A 15,944-nucleotide genomic window follows, 5' to 3' on the forward strand; every position below is an offset into this window, starting at 1 on the left:
ACTTTACCTAAAATTATAAATGAATCTTATTATAGAATCAAAATAACTTTTTAGATTTTTCTAACTTGAAAATAAAAAAGAAGTGAAATAAATAGACCAATGATAACAGCTGTTGGAACAATGATGGATAAATGAAGGTCCTCTTTCTTATCATTTACCACTTCTTCATTTGTAACGATCTCACTTTTCATTTGTTCATTTTTCTCTTTATTTTCAACTTGATCAAGTTCTACTTCTTTTATAATCCTTTGATCCTCACCCTTGACGATAAGCTCACCAGATGGACTTACCTCTTTTTCAATCGTTTCTCCCTTTCGTTTTGTAAACGATGTATCTTCTGTAACCAGGAAGGAATGATCAAATCCATCTGTAAATTTTTCGTTTTTTAGTACAAGATCTGTTTCAAAGTGTTCAAAACCATAATCCAATAAGGTGATCGTGTCATCGTAGGATTGCTGACTGTACATTGAATTTAGCGTAACAGCAATCAAACTTATATTCTCTCGTTCAGCTGTTGTGACAAGAGTGAATCCCGCTTCCTGGACAAACCCGTTTTTTCCACCTGCGATTCCTTCATACTCCTTGTCTCTTACCATTTCGTGATGATTAATAAGAGTTGTATCCCAACTCTCTCCATCCCATTTCAATTCACTCGTTTGAAAAATGTCTCTAAATGTTTGATTTTGTATAGCATATTGCGTAATTTTGGCCATATCCTCTGCTGTTGTTAAATGATCTGGTTCATGAAGTCCATGCGGGTTTGAGAAATGGGTATTTTCTACTCCCACTTCTTGTTGTAAAAATTCATTAAAATCTTCGGTAAATTGTTCAACAGAACCACTAAGATGTTCTGCAATCGCAACTCCTGCATCATTTCCCGAATTAATAACTAAGCCTTGGATTAACTTTTTTAATGGAACCTGTTCACCTGCTTCCAGGTAAACTCTCGTACCATCCACATTTCTTGCATTCTCACTAACAGTCACAAGATCATTTATATTCCCTTTTTCAATTGCATATATGGCTGTAGCAATTTTCGTTATACTTGCCGGTGGAAGCTTCTCTTTACTATTTTTTTCGTAAAGGACCTCTCCTGAATCAGCATCAATCAGAACAACAGCTTCACTATAAAGCTGTAAATTCTTATTCTCCATGTTTGCGGCAGCATCCACTTCCATGGTTTTTGGCAATATAAATGAGCATATGACGAAAGCAATCAGAACATACTTAAGGTAGAATTTTTTCATGATGCTACTCCTATACTTTATCGTTCTTATTCTTTCTTGAATAGAATAACAAGCCCTAACTGAAAAAAGCAATGTCAGTATTTTGAAACTAACCCTACTTATTTCCTACTAGTAATTGAGGGATTGACTCTCACAAAAAGAGAATTTATACTATAGACTGACGAACGTAAGGAAGGTTGATAATATGTCTGCTTCTAAAATTAAAAAGGCTGCTTTAATTCAATTTGCACAAAATGGTTATGATGGCACATCTCTTGCAACTATTGCCAAAGATGTCGGCATAAAAAAACAATCCATTTATGCACATTTTGCTGGTAAAGACGAATTATATTTCACGATACTCGAAGAAGTAATCATAGATGAAAAACAATATTTACAAGATTATTTTTCAAGTTATCACACACTATCATTACATGATAAGCTTTTTCAGTTTTTATCTGACTATGGCAAACGCTATGAGACACATCCATCCACCATGTTTTTGTTAAGAAACGCTTTTCTTCCCCCCTCCCATTTGTATGAGCAAATGATGGAGAAGGTGTATCAATATTTAGATGGTATCGAGCTTCTTTTGTTTCAGTATTTAGAGGCGCAACGAACGGCTTTTCAAGTATCGGTGGAAGAAGTAGCCATTTCCTATATCGCACTTATTGATTCCCTTCAAATTGAGCTTCTATATAGTGGAAGAGATCGATTTCAAAGAAGACTTCATGCTTCCTGGAACATTTTTTGGAGAGGAATTACGGTTCAAAAGGAGGAAGAACACAAAAATGAATAAGTATTGGTTTCTTGTCTATATATCAACATTTTTTGAGGTTAGTTGGGTAACAGGGTTAAAGCATGCTACAACTGGCTTGGAGTGGGCTGGTACCGTGATATGTATTTTCGTGAGTTTTTATTTATTAATTACTGCAACTAAAAAGCTTCCGATTAGTACTGTGTATGCAGTGTTTACAGGGTTGGGAGCTGCTGGTACAGTCATTGTCGAGCTTGTCCTCTTTTCAAGTGAGGTAAACTGGTTAAAGCTTATATTATGTGCTGTCCTCATTACAGGGGTTGTTGGCTTAAAAATGGTTACTACTGAACCTGGTCAGCCTGTGAAAGGAGAGAACTAAGATGGATTGGTTTTTTCTAATTTTAGCCGGTCTCTGTGAAGTAGCAGGTGTTGCTGCAATTGCCCGTTTCAATGAGAAAAAGAATCTTTTAAATGGACTATTTCTGGTCTTAGGGTTTGGTACGAGCTTTTTGTTGTTAACGTTCGCGTTAGAAACGATTTCTATGGGAACCGCTTATGCTGTTTGGACAGGAATCGGAACAGCTGGTAGTGCACTATTTGGTATTTTGTTCTTAAAAGAACCTGCAGAATGGAAACGCGTTTTGTTTATTGCTTTGATCATATCCGCGACTGTTGGATTAAAGTTTTTGCCATCTTAAATATTGTTTAGGAATTCATGAGTAGGAAGACAGCGTATAAACGACTGCCATCCTACTCTTTTATATTCTGGGTTTTGTCGGATCACAGGATGGCATTTTAGTTTGAGCCGATTCCGCCACCTTCATTAAGTAATAACATTCCTCTCTCATCATATGATCTGCCATCAAAGGTGAAAACGTGCTGAGCATTTCCTTATTCAGCTCCATTTCTTCAACTTCAGCCAAGAATCCTCTAAACAACTCAATTTCAAGCTGAACTTCTTTATTCATTCTTGTTAACGCAGGAAATGAATCAATATTAGCTCGTAAGTATCCCGATAACTCGACCGCTTTTATATAAAACTCTTCAAATTCTTTTACATATTCATTACTTTTCCGTTTTAATTTTTTTTCGGTTGCATCTAATTCATCGGAAATAGCTCCTGCATGGCCTGCAGCATCTAATAGCCACAATAAGTGATGATGCAGCTCGTGAAAGATTGGTGGTGCTTCCTTTCTTTTTAAATAAGAGAGAACAAGTAAATATTCTTCGAGCTCATTCACCATATGATTAATAAAGGTAGGTGTGAGATGAATCTTTATTTCCCCTGAAATATGTCTTTTAATGATTGAAAGCTTAAACTCACGAAATTCCTTAGCATACTCCTCAGCTTCTAATGTTAAGGATGTTAGATTAGATTGTTCTCTTGATTTTTTTAATAAGGTATCAAATATATCTCTAAATCTCTTCGCTTTTTCAATATCCTGTGTTTCCATTACAACCAATGATTCCAGAATAAATCTTGCATGGTCCCCGAGTACCTGTAGCCAAAATTGATGTTCAAATGCTGCAGCTTCCTCAAATGTTTTCATCTTTTTCCTCCTCTCAACAATCTTCATTTATATGTATGTTTATAGAGCTTGTATTAGTAAAAGGAGAATAAATGAGGAATAGGACAATTTCATCAAGGAGTATATATATCCATGTTCACACAATATAAACAAGGAGGGTTTCTTCATGTTTTTTCACATCAAGGAACTTCAATACAATGCGAAACCCGATCGTCCGGATGCTGTTTATGCCAAAAAGCTTCAGGAAATATTAGGTGGTCAATTTGGTGAAATATCAGTTGCCCTACAATACTTATTTCAAGGCTGGGCAACAAGATGTCCAGGAAAATACAAGGATATGTTATTAGATATAGGAACAGAGGAACTTGCACATATAGAAATGTTGGCAACCATGATTGGTCGATTACTTGATAACGCACCTCTTAAAGATCAGGAAGAGGCTGCCAAAAATCCTGTCATTGAGGCAGTTCTGGGCGGTATGAATCCACAGCATGCCATTGTTTCAGGACTCGGTGCACTCCCTGTAAATAGTACCGGAGTACCATGGATGGGAAGTTATATTATTGCAAGTGGCAATTTATTAGCTGACTTTAGGGCAAATTTAAATGCTGAGTCACAAGGTAGATTACAAGCTGTTCGTTTATATGAAGCAACAGATGACCGCGGAGTTAAAGATATGCTGTCATTCTTAATCGCAAGAGATCGTATGCATCAAAATCAATGGTTAGCGGCTATTGCAGAGCTTGAAGCGAAGGAAGGGCGAACCGTACCAAGTACATTCCCAATACATTTGGAAGCACAGGCATTTTCATATAAATTTATGAATTTATCAAGAGGTGAAGAAAGTGCACAGGGCCGTTGGGCAAGTGGGCCAAGTATGGATGGTCAAGGTGTATTTGAATATGTCCAGCACCCACAACCGCACGCACCAAAACCAGTCCTACGACCAGCACCGCCAGTGTACCATGACACACCACCAAGTAGTTGTTAATACTAAGAAAAGCGCAAGCGCCTTGGTCAGCCTTGGGCTAGGCGCTGGAGCTAGACACTGAAACTAATTACAAAACTTATAAATTCTGATAGACAAAAAAGGTCCTCATCTTCAATATGAGGACCTTCATTTACTTAATGAAAAATATGTTTTTCCCAATATACCATATGTTCGTCCTGTTCCACTTTATTCATGAACAGCTTTTCTAATACACGTATTGATGCCTCGTTTGTTTTTAAGGTTTCTGCCACGATTTTATTTACTTTACCTGTTTGAAAAGCCCAGTTAACTAATGCTTCAACTGCCTCGGTAGCATACCCTTTGTTTTGTTCGTCAGGAGAAATTCCGTATCCGACTTCTACAACACCATCAACAGGCTTTCCTTTAAAACCTATATCCCCTATTAATTGGTGATCCGTTTGAGAGAATACGAGCCACACTCCCCACCCAATTAGCTCTTGATCGGATTCCAATTCTTCCAAATAGAGTTGGATATGAGGCTTTACTTCTTCGTCGCTTTCATATAAATCTCTTGTACAAGGTTTGATGTTTAATCGTTTCGTCTTAATCTCCATAGATTTTCCTCACTCTTTTACAATTCATTCACAAGACTTGGTCATTGGAAGTTGAATCGAGATAGTTGTTCCATTAGAATTACTATCAATACTGATAGCTCCATTATGATGTTTCACAATTTCAAAACTAACCATTACCCCGAGACCTGTACCATTTTCTTTTGTTGTAAAAAAAGGTTTTCCTATTTTATCAAGGATCTCTTTCGGTATTCCCGGTCCTTGATCTTGAATGTTTACCACAACAAAATAATCATCGTGTTGGTCAATAGTTAGTGTAATAGTCCCTTCATTTTCCATTGCTTCTATTGCATTTTTTATAAAATTAATAAATACCTGTTTAAGTTTATTTTCATCGCATAATATAAATAAAGGGTCTGAATGGAACTTTGTTTTTATATGTACATTGTGTAGTATTGCTTGAGATTTGGTAAGGGCAACAACATGTTTTAAAATATTTTGAATTTCTATATGGCGATACCGTTCTAATTGCGGCTTGGCCAATGCCAATAGTTCACTCAGGATAATTTCTATGCGATTAATTTCAGCAGAGATCACTGAAAAAAATTCTTGATTATAGTTTTTTCCGCTATCCATTAACTGCAAAAATCCTTTTATTGCTGTAATCGGATTGCGAATTTCATGAGCTATACCAGCTGCCAATTGTCCGGCAACTGTTAATTTTTCCGAGTTAATCATCATTTCATGTGCCAGTTTTCGTTCTGTAATATCCCTAATAATAAAATAAACTGCTTGATCCTCTAAGAATATTGTAGGAATGGTCTTAACCTCAACATCTATTTCTTTATTGTTAAGCTGTACCATTTTTACTTCGTGTAAATCTGATGCCTGCCCTTTTTCTGCCATGCTTAAATTTTTAATAAGCCTGCTTGAATACCCCCGGAAAAATCCGCTTACATCTTTTCCTAAAATATCCTTAACATCATTTCCTCCGAGTAACTCCGAAGCTTTTTTATTCGCAAAAACAACACGTTGCTCTTGGATGATGATCACTCCATCAGGAGAATGCTCTATCAGACTGCGATGGAGCCTTTCACTTTCCCTAAGCTTCTTTTTTTGTTCGTTAGAATTCGTGATATCCTTGGCTATTCCATATACACCAATAATCTCATTATCCACAATGATCGGAGAATTTGTCACTTCCAAATCCACTTTGTTGTTGCTTTTTGATATAATCGTACATTCGTATTTTTGAATAGCTCCTGTTATTGAGTACTGAAACTTTGTATCTACATCTTCAAGATGCTTATTAATGATAAGCTCTTTATAAGAGAGACGAATTAATTCATCCTGTGTATATCCCGATACCTTTTCACATGCTTTATTTGCTTTTACATAATTCCCTTCTAGATCCATAGCATAATAAGCTTCAGACTTTGACCCGTCAAACAGTTGTTTAACTAACACACTCTCTCTTATAAAGGTTTCCAGTTTCTCTCTCTTTTTCTCTATTTTTATGCTATTCATGGTGTTCCCCTTCCTAGTTTTCATAAGAATCTAGTTAAATAGATATGTATGCATGAACTAGTACCCATTTTTTATTGTACACTATCTAGTTTTCAAACTCTTCCCTTTTTTCATAATGATTCATTCACTCTGGTGAAAAAAGCGAAAAAGCTGACAATCAGTAAATGATCCGAAGGGGGATAGATCATTCCATCATGTCAGCTTTATTATTTATATAAAGAGTAATGGCTTTTCCTATTGCAAGATGTGAGTATTATGCGTTTGTGGCTTCACTAGTTGTTAGCTTGATCTTAACAGTAACTTTTTTACCTGCACGGTATAACGTTACATCTACTTCATCACCTATTTCTGTCTCAGTATATAGAAACTTTCTTAGGTCACTTGCATTCGTAATCGCCTGATCGTTCATAGAAACGATCACATCTTGTTGCTGTAATCCTGCCTCATCAGCCGGGGAGTTTGGTGAGACAGTTCCAACGACCACACCTTCTTTTACATCCTCTGGCAGGTTCATTTGTTCTTGCAAATAATACTGAGGTATTTCACTCATCTCTACCAAACCTACTCCAAGGAATGGCCGTTGAATTTTACCATTATTCATTAACTCTTCAGCAATAGGTAGCACATCATTACTCGGAATAGCAAATCCTAAACCCTCGACACCACTTTCAGTAATCTTTAAGCTATTGATCCCGATAACCTGTCCACTCATATTGATAAGAGGACCCCCGCTATTACCAGGGTTTATCGCTGCATCGGTTTGCAGAACATCCAGCGCCCAATTTCCTTCAGAAGTTGTAACATCAATAGTTCGATCAACTCCACTTATAATCCCTTGTGTGACAGTTCTTGTGAACTCTTCACCTAACGGATTTCCGATTGCAATAACATCTTCTCCTGTACGAAGCTCTGAAGAATCACCCATCTCAGCTACGACCTCTACATGCTCAGCATTAATTTTCAATACAGCAATGTCTGTTAATGCATCTGTTCCAACTAATTCTGCTTCAACTTTATCACCGCTATAAAGTGTGACTTCGATGGATTGTGCACCCTCTATCACATGGTTATTTGTAATTATATAACCAGCGTCTCCCTCTTTCTTAAAAATCACTCCTGAACCTGTTCCACTTTCAACACTTTCACCTGTGGAGTTTTGAAAGATGTCTCCAGTTTTTTGCGTTTGTAAATTTGTAATACCTACAATTGCCGGTGAAAGGCTGTCTACTATATCAGCAATTGAATTTGAGCCTGTTGATAGTGCTTGTGTATTAGCCGTAGAGGTTGAACTTTCATTTTGAGCAGCTGTTTCGACAGCTTGGTTAGTTTCTTTGACACTTGGTTGTTGATCGTTAGTAAAAGTAGTTACTCCCAGTACAAGTGCTCCACCAACGACACCGCTAATGATGGAAGAAAGAACTGGTTTAAAGCTTCTACGAGGTTTTTTATGTTCTCTTGTTATTTCAGTTTCATCATAATATCCCATGTTAACTTCCTCCTGTTATTCTTTTTAAAATTTTATATTTAAGCACCTTGTGAACTTACAAATCCACCAATGACGATTAAAAGTAAGAGTAGAGAAATACCTGTAAAAATAATAGCTCTCATTGTTTTTTAGATCTCCTTTTTGGATTCAACTTTATTTACTTGCTATTTGATTAGCTTAAGTATATGAAAAGACTTTGGGATAATAATGAGAGAATTATGGGAAATTGTGAAAAAGGTGAACGAGAAAGAATCAAGATTGTATAATAGCGTTGAGAGGAAGTGAAACAATGAGTTATAACGTATATTTAGTTGAAGATGAGCAGAATCTAAATGAATTATTGACGATGTATTTAAAAAATGAAAGTTGGTCTGTTACGTCTTGTCTGACAGGCTCTGCAGCCAGAAACTTAATAAACACTCCGCCACATTTGTGGATTTTAGATATCATGCTGCCTGATGTTGATGGTTATCAATTAATTAGAGAAATTAAGGCTGCCACACCTGATGTACCTGTTATCTTTATTTCAGCAAGGGATGCGGATATTGACCGTGTTTTAGGCTTAGAGCTGGGAAGTGATGATTATATTTCCAAACCATTTCTTCCAAGAGAACTTGTGATTCGCGCACAAAAACTGCTTTCAAGAACATATGTAGAGGAAACAAGTACTCAAAGTCACTTAATACAGCTTGACCCTTATGAAATTGATGAACAAGTCCGTATTGTTTATTTTAAAGGAAAAGAAGTTAATCTTACTTCAAAGGAATTTGATCTTCTTCAGCTTTTCCTTCACAACAAAGGGCAGGCTTTTTCGAGAGAACAAATATTAACAAATCTGTGGGGAGAAGATTACTTTGGAACAGATCGGGTCGTTGATGATTTGGTAAGAAGATTACGAAAAAAAATGCCTGAGCTTAAAGTAGAAACGATATATGGCTTTGGATATAGGATGTTAAAAGGATGAGAAACAAACCGTTAGCCTTTCAAATCTGGATTGTTTTCTCAGGCATTCTGCTTGCGATATCACTATTATTAGTTATATTATTTCCCACTACATTAAGAGGATTTTTCACAAAAGAAATTTATAAAACGATTGAGAATGAACAGCTTGTGTTAATGGAGTACGGAAATCTTGATAATAATCTTGGAATTGAAAAACAAAACGATCGATCTGTTACCCATTTATACCTTCCTATTCAACGATCTTTTTACTTTTATAAAAATGAAATTGAGCTGCCAGGCGATTTTCTTAGACAAACACAAGAATTAGCAGCTAATCAAAAAACGTCAGTTTATCAGTACGAGAAAAACTTAAAAAACCAAACACTGTTTTATGTTATACGCAAAATTTCTGTAAATGGTGAACCTAGTTACCTCCTTTCTTACTCTTGGGATTCCTATCGAAATGATCTTGTCTTTACTCTTTACAAGAGATTAATGCTAGTAATGGGGATCGTCTTTTTATTTAGCTGGATTCCCTCTATATGGTTAGCTCGCTATTTATCAAAGCCAATTGTGAAGCTCGAAAAGCATGTGAAAAATATCGCTGATCAAGAATGGCATGAGCCTGTTGAAGTTGACCGCAATGATGAAATTGGGAAGCTGGGACAAACCATTGAAAAAATGCGGCAGCATTTAGTGCGAAAGGATGAAGCACAGCAGACTCTGTTACAAAATATCTCTCATGATTTAAAAACACCTGTCATGGTCATCAGAGGGTACGCAAGGTCTGTTAATGATGGAATCTTTCCAAAGGGTGATCTTTCAAGCACGATGGATGTCATTGAAGATGAATCAGAAAAGCTAGAGAAGAAAATAAAGGATTTGCTTTATTTAACAAAGCTTGACTTTTTATCTACCCGAAAGCCAAGAAAAAGCGAATTTCGCATTGATACTCTTATTCGCGAAGAAGTTGAACGAATAAAGTGGGCAAAACCAGAATTAAATTGGAAGCTCTCATTAGAAGAAGGGGTGATTGATGGTGATTCGGAACAATGGGAAAAACTTTTGGAAAACCTTTTTGAAAATTCATTAAGGTATGCAGATCAAGTCATTTTCGTTTCAACAAAGAAAGATCAATCTAACCTTCTCTTATCCATATGGAACGATGGACCACCGATTGATGACGATATGATGGAACAGCTATTTGAGCCTTTTCAAAAAGGGCAGAAAGGGGAATTCGGAATCGGACTTAGCATTGTAAAACGGATTGCCGATTTACATGGTGCAAAGGTTTGGGCAGTTAACGAACGAAATGGCGCTGCATTTTATATAGAGATTCCTAACAGGAAATAGCCTGGCATACGCATTGCCAGGCTATTTATAAGGGATGAAAGTATAAAAGTTCTTACCAAGTGTTGGTGTCTAGCTCCAGCGCCTATCGCCTATCAAACTGCAGATCATCTCCCTACGATAAGTCAACATCGGTTCGGTTCGCTTCGCTTACCGTGTTTCCTAAATCTTTAGTCGATGCTCCTCCAGTTTGTACGGCGATGATCAAGGCGCTTTCGGTTTTCTTATTTAGGATAGGTCATTTCCTCCGGCTTGACATATTCCTCAAACTGCTCTGCTGTAAGTAATTGAAGCTTCAGAGCTGCTTCTTTTAAAGTTAACCCTTCTTTATGTGCAAGCTTTGCAATTTTCGCAGCATTTTCATAGCCAATATGCGGATTAAGGGCTGTTACAAGCATTAATGAATCTTTCACATACTTTTCAATGACTGGTATATTTGCTTCAATTCCTACAGCACAATTGTCATGGAAAGAATTCATACCGTCTGATAAAAGTTGAACTGACTGCAGAAAATTATAGATAATGACTGGCTTAAACACATTTAATTCAAAGTTTCCCTGACTTGCAGCAAAGCCAATTGTTGCGTCATTCCCCATCACTTGAACGGCAACCATTGTTAGGGCTTCACTTTGCGTTGGATTGACTTTACCCGGCATAATCGAGCTTCCCGGCTCATTTTCAGGGATCGTAATTTCACCAATTCCACATCTCGGTCCGCTCGCAAGCCATCTTACATCATTTGCAATCTTCATTAAATTGGCAGCTAATGCCTTTAACGCTCCATGAGCATAAACGGTCTCATCATGACTAGTTAGCGCATGAAATTTATTACTTGATGAGTGGAATGTCTTTTTTGTAAATTTACTAATTTCCTCTGCAACTCGATCGCCAAACTCCGGATGTGCATTAATCCCGGTTCCAACCGCAGTCCCGCCAATTGCTAAGTTTTTCATATAGTGAAGAGCCTGCTCAATCATTTCCTTCGTTTGCGAAAGCATATGAGTCCAGCCGCTGATTTCCTGACCCAAGGTTAATGGTGTTGCATCTTGTAAATGTGTGCGACCAATTTTTACCACATCATTAAATTGCTCTACTTTCTTATTTAACGTAGTAGATAGCTTTTCGATAGCCGGTAGTAGTTTTGTTTCTACAGCTAACACACCTGCAATATGCATGGCTGTTGGAAAAGTATCGTTTGAGCTTTGGCTCATATTTACATCATCATTCGGATGGATGACTTCATCGATCTCTGCTTCCTTTAAAAGCTCATTTCCCCTTCTTGCAATAACCTCATTAACGTTCATATTACTTTGTGTACCGCTTCCTGTTTGCCATACAACCAGTGGAAAATGGTCATTTAATTTTCCCTCAATAATCTCACCACATGCCTTAACAATTGCTGTCGCTTTTGATGTATGTAATTTCCCAAGTGAATCATTAACAATCGCTGCACTTCGTTTTAAGATGGCAAAGCCGATAATCACCTCATTTGGCATTTTCTCTCCACCAATTTTAAAATTTTGCTTGCTTCGTTGTGTTTGTGCTCCCCAATACTTTTCAGCTGGTACTTGAATTTCACCCATTGTGTCTTTCTCTACACGATAATTCAAACCTGCACACCTCCGGAATTGAATGATTTCACTTCTTTAGTGTATATTTTTTCCTTTCTTTTTAAAAGAAATGTGATTTAATGATAGAACCGACAAATAAAATATGAGTTCGTTCCAATGCGCTCCACTATCGTTTTTATCCAGTCACACAGCTTTACAACAATTTGTGTCTTGGTTGGTTTAATTATGTACTAAAAAGGCGTTGGATCATCCAACGCCTTTTTTGCTCTATTGAATTGTTTGTAACCCTGCTTGATTTAAGAAGTTCCATGGCTTGTTGTAATGTGGCTGGAAGAAGAAATCTACAAAGCCCAGCTCATCCATTGTCATCTTATTTTGAATGCATACAGACAATGTATTAATAGATTGGGTAACGTCCACTTTAGACATTACTTGAGCGCCGACAATTCGTTTTGTGTCTTCTTCATAGACTACTTTTAAATTGATATCTTCAAAAGTCGGCATGAATTCAGGTCGGTCATGTTCCAAGATTGTGATACTTTTCACATTCATACCCATACGAAGTGCTGAAGTTTCTGTTAACCCGGTTGTCGCAATATTTTGGTCATAAATTTTAATACCAGATGTACCTTGTGTTCCCATATAGCGAATAGTAGGTTTAACTAAATTTTTCGCTACTAATGTGCCCATTCTTACCGCATTTGTTGCTAGTGGAATGTAGGCATAATCACCGGTTGGATTGTAGCGAATAGCACAGCTGTCACCTGCAGCAAATACATCCTTGTTACTTGTTCTCATATAATCATCGACTATAATTGCCCCATTATCAAGCATCTCAATTTGACCTTTTACTAATTGAGTATTTGGCTGAAAACCAATGCAAAGGATAACGAGTTCTGCCTCATACGTTCCTTTCGTTGTTTCCACACCACTTACATGACCATTCTGCCCTACAAAACGAGTGACTGTTTCTCCTAAAGCCAGTTTCACGTCTCTAGTCTGAAAATCCTGTTCAATCACATCAGTAAATGCTTGATCTAAATACTTGCTCAATATTCTTTCTTCTCCATCAATAAGTGTCACATTCTTACCACTCATTTCAAATGCTTCTACTAATTCAATCCCTATATAGCCTGCCCCAACAACAACGATGTTTTGTACATCTTTTGCTTTTTCAATAATTGTATTAGCATGATGGAAGTTTTTACATAATAGTACATTTTCCATTTCAATGCCCTCAATTTTTGGGATAACCGGCCAAGATCCTGTTGTTAAAACGAGTTTATCAAATGTATCATGTACAATTGAATTTGTTGTTAAATTTTTTGCCGTAATCGTTTTTTCTTCAATATTGATATCATTTACTTCATGCATCATTCGCATATTAACACCGAGATTTATTAATTCTTGAGGAGTACAATAAAATAAACCATTTGGATCCTCCACAACTCCACTTACATGTAAAGCAATGCCGCAAGATAAAAAGGAAATATTATCATTTTTTTCGTAAACCGTGATATCTGCTTCCGGGTATAGTTTTATCATATTTGAAACGGCAGCAGTTCCTGCATGTGTACATCCAATAACAGCAATTTTCATTTTAAAATTCCTCCTAAGAATATATTGTGAAGATTTTCACATGAATTTGTGAAACATTTCACATTCACTTGATGACTTTATTATAATCCACCCTTTTTAAAAATACAATACTTTTTGTGAAGTTTTTCACAATGTGTTTAAAAAGATGTGTGAGCCCCCAAGACAGCAGCTCACACCTACTGATTTCTCTATTTTTCTTCGTCCATACATTCAATGACCACACCATCTACATGCTTGCGATTCATTAACTTCTTCTTTTTCCGTACATCTTTTGCATCAAAAACTTGATCCATGTCATATTGATCTGGATATAATTCTTCTGCCTTGATAAAAGGTTTCACTCGTTTATGATTAATTGTCACTTTTTCTCCTTTTACAACCAGCTTTAGTTCTCCCATTGCATTCACTGTTTTTTCAACTATTCCCTTTGTTTGAAGGTGCGGAATCCAAACTGAGTCTCCTACTTGATAGGATTGAATTTGTTGTTTTTCTTTATGTGCAACCTTTTCTTGTACTCTTTCTCTTTCTTTTGTAGCAGGAATAATCGTTAAATCTTCAATAGATTGGCGGCTGGATATTTCCTTTGCTCTTTGGATTATATTCATTGGCATTCCTAATTTTTGAGCAATAGAGAACGCTTGGCTGTCCCCTCCTTTTCCAACAATTAATTGATATAACGGTTGCAGGCTATCAATATCAAACCCCATAGATCCGTTTTGGAAACCAGCTGCTTTTTCAGCAAAGTCTTTTATTTCACTATAATGTGTTGTTGCAACAAGCATCGCCCCTGAATGATAAAGTGCTTCAAGGATTGAAATCGCTAATCCCATTCCTTCTCTCGGATCTGTCCCTGAACCAATTTCATCAAGAATGACCAGTGTGTCTTTACGTGACTTATTTAATATCTCGATGACATTGGTAATATGTGATGAAAATGTGCTTAAGGAATGCTCAATGCTTTGCTGATCACCAATGTCTACATAAATATCTTTTACGATACAAAACTTGCTGTTAGGATCTGCCGGAATATGCAATCCTGATTGAACCATCATAGCAAGTATTCCTATCGTTTTAATCGTGACAGTTTTACCTCCTGTATTAGGCCCGGTTATAACTAAGGCCATGTAATCTTTCCCTAATGTCACTGACAGCGGAACAGCGTTTTTTCCAAGTAATGGGTGTCTGGCACTCAGAATATTAAATCCTTCACCTGGCAGAATGTTTACCTCATGTCCGTTCATATATTTACTCAGCTTAGCCTTCGCAAATATGAAGTCATATGAAACCATTCCTTCAATATTAATCAACAATTCCTGTTTATAAGCTGCTGTCATATCTGTTAATTGTCCTATAATCTTTTGAATTTCTACTTCTTCTTCTACTTTTAAATAAGTGAGCTCGTCTTGTAACTTATTTAAATCATGAGGTTCCATAAAAACGGTTTGCCCACTTGAGGATTGATCAACAATCACCCCTGAAAATTTCCGTTTATATTCACTTTTTACTGGTACAACATAACGTCCATTACGAATGCTGATCACTTGCTCCTGAAGGAAAGAAGAAGAACTCTTCATGATTTGAGCAAGTTTTGTTTTAATTTTTTCCTCAATTGCTGCTAGTTTGCTTCTAATTTTCGTTAATGCTCTGCTTGCATAATCATCGACTTGATTATTCCTAATGCATCTTGTTATTTCTTCTGCAAGATCGGTTAGTTCATAAAGAGAATATGCATATGAACTAACTGTTGGGGCGTGATATTCTTGTTTCATCATGAACCGTTTTATTTTCTTCACACTATCTAGGAAAGCTCCTAAAAACTCAAATTGTTCAGGAGTAGGCAAGTAGCCTTTATCAACTAGTGTTACAATTTGCTCTACTCCATGTAACGAGTGAACAGGGATACTGGAAGATTTCTCAATGATTTTACATGCCTCAGTTGTTTCGTTTAGCCATCTTTTGATTTTTCTTTCCTCATCAATTGGCAAAAGCTCTAAAGCTCTTTGTTTTGCCGCTTCACTCATTGCGTAATTACTAAGTAATGCTAATACTTTATCAAATTCTAGACTTTCAATTGTTTTCTTGTTCAATGGTTGAACCTCCTGTGTTTTTAATAAAAGGCAATAGAAAATAGCCATAAAAAAAGAGGTGCTGAACAATGGTTGTTCAGCACCTCTTTTAGATCACGATTACATAGGCTTGAAGTGTGCACAAATAGACAAATCCCCCTCTAATAAGAGTTATTTGTTTCATTGTGAAGATACAAAAAATCCGTACTTAAACAAGCACGGATTTTTTCACGGGCACTATGCAAGAAGATCGCAAATTGTGTACGATAACCGTTTTTGTTCTTAACCGTCCACATGTACATGCGTAAATAAACCTTCGATAAGGAAAAGTTTTTTTGCATATTCATGTAGATGAAGTATTTACTTC

At 36.6% G+C, this 15,944-nt stretch carries 14 protein-coding genes; 6 read left to right on the forward strand and 8 right to left on the reverse strand.

Features of this window, described 5'->3' with window-relative positions; genetic code table 11:
- Window positions 1–50 precede the first annotated feature (50 nt).
- Window positions 51–1,247 carry a D-alanyl-D-alanine carboxypeptidase family protein gene (locus BK577_RS01805; RefSeq protein WP_078431343.1) on the reverse strand — a complete coding sequence of 399 codons (1,197 nt, stop codon included), beginning with the start codon at window positions 1,245–1,247 and terminating at the stop codon, window positions 51–53.
- 184 nt (window positions 1,248–1,431) lie between these two features.
- On the opposite strand from BK577_RS01805, the gene BK577_RS01810 reads away from it, so the two are divergent.
- The 3 genes from BK577_RS01810 to BK577_RS01820 are packed head-to-tail and all read left to right on the forward strand — an operon-like array spanning window position 1,432 to window position 2,681.
- Window positions 1,432–2,025: a TetR/AcrR family transcriptional regulator gene (locus tag BK577_RS01810; RefSeq protein ID WP_078431344.1), complete on the forward strand. Its 594-nt coding sequence runs from the start codon at window positions 1,432–1,434 to the stop codon at window positions 2,023–2,025.
- The gene (locus BK577_RS01815; RefSeq protein WP_078431345.1) at window positions 2,018–2,362 is read left to right on the forward strand and encodes a DMT family transporter; all 345 of its coding nucleotides are present in this window, start codon (window positions 2,018–2,020) and stop codon (window positions 2,360–2,362) included. The genes BK577_RS01810 and BK577_RS01815 overlap by 8 nt, the downstream gene beginning before the upstream one ends.
- 1 nt (window position 2,363) lies before the next feature.
- On the forward strand, window positions 2,364–2,681 hold the full coding sequence (locus BK577_RS01820; RefSeq protein ID WP_078431346.1) for a DMT family transporter: 318 nt from the start codon (window positions 2,364–2,366) through the stop codon (window positions 2,679–2,681).
- A 60-nt stretch (window positions 2,682–2,741) separates the two neighbouring features.
- Here BK577_RS01820 and BK577_RS01825 read toward each other — a convergent pair whose 3' ends face one another.
- Complete coding sequence (locus BK577_RS01825; protein ID WP_078431347.1) at window positions 2,742–3,533, reverse strand: DUF2935 domain-containing protein; 792 nt, start codon at window positions 3,531–3,533, stop codon at window positions 2,742–2,744.
- 145 nt (window positions 3,534–3,678) lie between these two features.
- Between BK577_RS01825 and BK577_RS01830 the strand changes: the two genes are divergently transcribed.
- Complete coding sequence (locus BK577_RS01830) at window positions 3,679–4,503, forward strand: manganese catalase (RefSeq protein WP_078431348.1); 825 nt, start codon at window positions 3,679–3,681, stop codon at window positions 4,501–4,503.
- A gap of 134 nt (window positions 4,504–4,637) precedes the next feature.
- Here the strand turns inward: BK577_RS01830 and BK577_RS01835 are convergent, their stop codons facing one another.
- The 3 genes from BK577_RS01835 to BK577_RS01845 form a co-directional block, all read right to left on the reverse strand.
- Entirely contained in the window at window positions 4,638–5,078 is a 441-nt protein-coding gene (locus BK577_RS01835; protein ID WP_078431349.1) for a GNAT family N-acetyltransferase, read from the reverse strand.
- Between the two features lie 24 nt (window positions 5,079–5,102).
- Entirely contained in the window at window positions 5,103–6,563 is a 1,461-nt protein-coding gene (locus tag BK577_RS01840) for a PAS domain S-box protein (RefSeq protein WP_169908056.1), read from the reverse strand.
- Window positions 6,564–6,816: 253 nt separating this feature from the next.
- A complete protein-coding gene (locus BK577_RS01845; RefSeq protein WP_078431351.1) occupies window positions 6,817–8,049 on the reverse strand; it encodes a S1C family serine protease in 1,233 nt (410 codons plus the stop codon).
- Between the two features lie 289 nt (window positions 8,050–8,338).
- Between BK577_RS01845 and BK577_RS01850 the strand changes: the two genes are divergently transcribed.
- On the forward strand, window positions 8,339–9,013 hold the full coding sequence (locus tag BK577_RS01850; RefSeq protein ID WP_078431352.1) for a response regulator transcription factor: 675 nt from the start codon (window positions 8,339–8,341) through the stop codon (window positions 9,011–9,013).
- Window positions 9,010–10,344, forward strand: coding sequence for a sensor histidine kinase (locus BK577_RS01855; protein WP_078431353.1), 1,335 nt, complete (start codon window positions 9,010–9,012; stop codon window positions 10,342–10,344). The genes BK577_RS01850 and BK577_RS01855 overlap by 4 nt, the downstream gene beginning before the upstream one ends.
- Before the next feature lie 221 nt (window positions 10,345–10,565).
- Here BK577_RS01855 and fumC read toward each other — a convergent pair whose 3' ends face one another.
- The 3 genes from fumC to BK577_RS01870 all read right to left on the reverse strand — a co-directional run bounded on the left by fumC (window position 10,566) and on the right by BK577_RS01870 (window position 15,598).
- Entirely contained in the window at window positions 10,566–11,951 is a 1,386-nt protein-coding gene (gene fumC / locus BK577_RS01860) for a class II fumarate hydratase (protein WP_078431354.1), read from the reverse strand.
- Between the two features lie 228 nt (window positions 11,952–12,179).
- Window positions 12,180–13,511 carry an FAD-dependent oxidoreductase gene (locus tag BK577_RS01865; RefSeq protein ID WP_078431355.1) on the reverse strand — a complete coding sequence of 444 codons (1,332 nt, stop codon included), beginning with the start codon at window positions 13,509–13,511 and terminating at the stop codon, window positions 12,180–12,182.
- Window positions 13,512–13,699: 188 nt separating this feature from the next.
- Window positions 13,700–15,598, reverse strand: coding sequence for an endonuclease MutS2 (locus tag BK577_RS01870; RefSeq protein WP_169908057.1), 1,899 nt, complete (start codon window positions 15,596–15,598; stop codon window positions 13,700–13,702).
- Window positions 15,599–15,944: the final 346 nt, after the last annotated feature.

The organism is Metabacillus halosaccharovorans (assembly GCF_002019635.1).
Taxonomy (GTDB): Bacteria; Bacillota; Bacilli; order Bacillales; family Bacillaceae; genus Metabacillus; species Metabacillus halosaccharovorans.

What these genes read in the sequence shown, in the direction of transcription:
- BK577_RS01805 (WP_078431343.1), bottom strand. Translation starts at nt 1,247, where the DNA reads ATGAAAAAATTCTACCTTAAGTATGTTCTGATTGCTTTCGTCATATGC.
- BK577_RS01810 (WP_078431344.1), top strand. Translation starts at nt 1,432, where the DNA reads ATGTCTGCTTCTAAAATTAAAAAGGCTGCTTTAATTCAATTTGCACAA.
- BK577_RS01815 (WP_078431345.1), top strand. Translation starts at nt 2,018, where the DNA reads ATGAATAAGTATTGGTTTCTTGTCTATATATCAACATTTTTTGAGGTT.
- BK577_RS01820 (WP_078431346.1), top strand. Translation starts at nt 2,364, where the DNA reads ATGGATTGGTTTTTTCTAATTTTAGCCGGTCTCTGTGAAGTAGCAGGT.
- BK577_RS01825 (WP_078431347.1), bottom strand. Translation starts at nt 3,533, where the DNA reads ATGAAAACATTTGAGGAAGCTGCAGCATTTGAACATCAATTTTGGCTA.
- BK577_RS01830 (WP_078431348.1), top strand. Translation starts at nt 3,679, where the DNA reads ATGTTTTTTCACATCAAGGAACTTCAATACAATGCGAAACCCGATCGT.
- BK577_RS01835 (WP_078431349.1), bottom strand. Translation starts at nt 5,078, where the DNA reads ATGGAGATTAAGACGAAACGATTAAACATCAAACCTTGTACAAGAGAT.
- BK577_RS01840 (WP_169908056.1), bottom strand. Translation starts at nt 6,563, where the DNA reads ATGAATAGCATAAAAATAGAGAAAAAGAGAGAGAAACTGGAAACCTTT.
- BK577_RS01845 (WP_078431351.1), bottom strand. Translation starts at nt 8,049, where the DNA reads ATGGGATATTATGATGAAACTGAAATAACAAGAGAACATAAAAAACCT.
- BK577_RS01850 (WP_078431352.1), top strand. Translation starts at nt 8,339, where the DNA reads ATGAGTTATAACGTATATTTAGTTGAAGATGAGCAGAATCTAAATGAA.
- BK577_RS01855 (WP_078431353.1), top strand. Translation starts at nt 9,010, where the DNA reads ATGAGAAACAAACCGTTAGCCTTTCAAATCTGGATTGTTTTCTCAGGC.
- BK577_RS01865 (WP_078431355.1), bottom strand. Translation starts at nt 13,511, where the DNA reads ATGAAAATTGCTGTTATTGGATGTACACATGCAGGAACTGCTGCCGTT.